The organism is Hydrocoleum sp. CS-953 (assembly GCF_002260545.1).
GTDB lineage: Bacteria > Cyanobacteriota > Cyanobacteriia > Cyanobacteriales > Microcoleaceae > Trichodesmium.
Genome location: NZ_LGSU01000248.1, coordinates 1 through 2,537, shown reverse-complemented (window position 1 = coordinate 2,537; position 2,537 = coordinate 1). Strand labels below are relative to the sequence as shown.

Below are 2,537 nucleotides of genomic sequence, written 5' to 3'. Positions count from 1 at the left end.
TTATTGTTCAGAAATATTTGAATTTTCTAGAGTCTCATCAAGTTGAATTTAATAATGAACTAAGAGAAAAATTTTTCAATGAAACTTATAAGCTATCTAGGATACTTTTATCTGATTGGTCTGACAGAAAAAACTCAAATTTAGAATACACAGAATATGAACAACTTAAGCAAAATCCAATCAAAGAATATTTTGCCAATTACAATTTTAAGGATTATCAGGATTTCTTTGCTAAATGCCATGAGATAAAAGCTGTAACAAAAGAGAAAAATCATTACTCTTCTGAATTTCCCAGTGGTAGAATAGCAGAAGTTCTTTTTCTAGCCTGTGAAAATTCAGACCTTTATTTAGATGTGCTGAAATATTATCTCAATCTTGGCGACCCATTTCAAATTAATCATTTTCCATTTCCATTAATTGAAAAGTTAATAGAAATTTCTGGAGTTGAAAAAGCATTTGAATTGCTCAACCAATCTGATTATGCTTCAAAGAGAGAATGGTTATTTGGATTTTACAACTGTACTACCTAAAGAAAAAATTACATCTGATTATTTGAAGAAACTCTATAACTTATATAGGGAAAGCAAACTTAGTGAAATATCAAAAAGATTCGACTTTCTTCTCAAATATCGTCACTTAGATAAAAATGTGGTTGCTCAGGTAACAGAAATTATTCTGAGTAAAATGAATGAACAGACAAATTATGCCGATCCTTTTGATTTTTTATTTAATCCTTACACTCAAGTCAATAAACTTTTAATTGAGCTATTCACAGAAAAACTTGATGTGCTAAAACGAGCATATTTATTAAGTCAAAAAATCAATGGATACTCGTCTAACTCTGAAGATATATTCATCCGCATTCTTGATGCTGACCAGAATTTCATAATTGAATATATTGACTGGGTATACTATGAGGAAAGAAAATTCTCAAACTCCCCTTATTTTGAAGATGACCTAAACTATACATTTCTTTGGCAATATGAAAATTATCAGGAACTAATCACTTCAGTAGTTGAGCATATTTCTCAGAAAGAAAAGGAATTATCTATCTCTATATCCAGAAATACTATTCTCGAAAGAATATTTTTTTTGCAAATAACAGAAGAAGAGAAATTTATTCTTGAGGATAGACAAAATAAACTGCTAAAAAGTCTGATGGAAAATAGATATACAGATATTGATTTGATGCAATTATTGTTGAGCGTAACTACAACATTTCCCTACAAAAGACGTTATCAATTTATCGATCTATTTTGTAAGCACAATCAAAAATTTGAGGATTTTAAGAAACTTCCCCTAGAACCTTATGTTAAGAATTATAAGGAACTTTCCTCAGAAGATTATATTTTGAGTAGCTCTAAGAATATTGAAGCAACACATAAAATCGTAGAATATCTTAAATCACTACTACCAATTTTTAATAGAGTAGAACTTCTGGAACACAAACAATATGTAGAGCAAAAAATTAAAGATTTTCAGAAGTGGATTAAAGATGAAAAGAAAGAAGATTTTCTAAGAGACTAATATCATCTCCGGTTGAATAGTTATTATGAGGAATAAATGGAATAAATATCTCACATCCCTGAGATTGCTTCCTTCCACTCCGTTCCAGTCGCAATGACTTTACAATTAATTTTTATCCCGACATAATATAAATTTAAGTTGCTATAAACTTACTAAAATTCAAATTGGGCAAAAACCCTAATTTCTTAATTAACTATATTTTTGTCAAAATAGTCGAGAGTTATTACCCAAAAGATTCAACCTCAATACCCCAGTTTAAGTTGAAGATTTTTCTTCAGATAAAGAAGCTTTACAACCAACTGGATAAGGCGAATGANACTTCTTGGTAAAATCCTTCCGAAAACCCTAATTTCTTAATTAACTATATTTTTGTCAAAATAGTCGAGAGTTATTACCCAAAAGATTCAACCTCAATACCCCAGTTTAAGTTGAAGATTTTTCTTCAGATAAAGAAGCTTTACAACCAACTGGATAAGGCGAATGATAAGTAGTAGAACGTTTACCAAAAATAGTATAACGATTATCTCTAATCTGCTCATAAAAGCGATCGCCCATCCACTTCGCTCCAGGTAAACCCCGATATGCTGTTACAAAAACATCGCCTACAGGTAATAACCGCCCTATTTCCTCTGCTGCGTCACTACCTTGCCATCTAAATTCTGGTGCCTTAGTATTAATTAAAATCATTCCCATTTCGCAATCTTCAGCAGTAATACTAAACTGATTTAATATTTCTAAATCTTGCATAGGAACATACTCAAATAGTTGACCTTGGTCTATACTTTCTAATACCTGCACCAAGGTTACACATAGATTGCAGTTGCCGTCGTAAATTACAATATAATTCAAAGTTCTTAGTTTTATTTTCAATATTATTCTTAATAATAACACTGAACTAAGCTTATAGAGCAACTTTCCTACCGAACTTTTATTCTCATAAATATTTCACTACAGACTAAATGACCAAAACTAAACCTTCAAAACTTTTCCAGAGAAATGTACTTAAATAC

General features: G+C 30.4%; 3 protein-coding genes. 2 read left to right on the top strand and 1 reads right to left on the bottom strand.

Annotation, left to right across the window (positions count from 1 at the left end; all coding sequences use genetic code 11):
• Both AFK68_RS02155 and AFK68_RS02150 read left to right on the top strand, forming a co-directional pair.
• Positions 1-530 (top strand): hypothetical protein (locus AFK68_RS02155; RefSeq protein ID WP_210407185.1); only part of this gene is annotated, 530 nt, incomplete at its 5' end.
• Positions 481-1,527 carry a hypothetical protein gene (locus AFK68_RS02150; protein WP_168186291.1) on the top strand — a complete coding sequence of 349 codons (1,047 nt, stop codon included), beginning with the start codon at positions 481-483 and terminating at the stop codon, positions 1,525-1,527. The genes AFK68_RS02155 and AFK68_RS02150, both read left to right, overlap by 50 nt.
• A gap of 423 nt (positions 1,528-1,950) precedes the next feature.
• Here AFK68_RS02150 and AFK68_RS02145 read toward each other — a convergent pair whose 3' ends face one another.
• On the bottom strand, positions 1,951-2,376 hold the full coding sequence (locus AFK68_RS02145; RefSeq protein WP_094671259.1) for a thiol-disulfide oxidoreductase DCC family protein: 426 nt from the start codon (positions 2,374-2,376) through the stop codon (positions 1,951-1,953).
• Between the last annotated feature and the right edge of the window lie 161 nt (positions 2,377-2,537).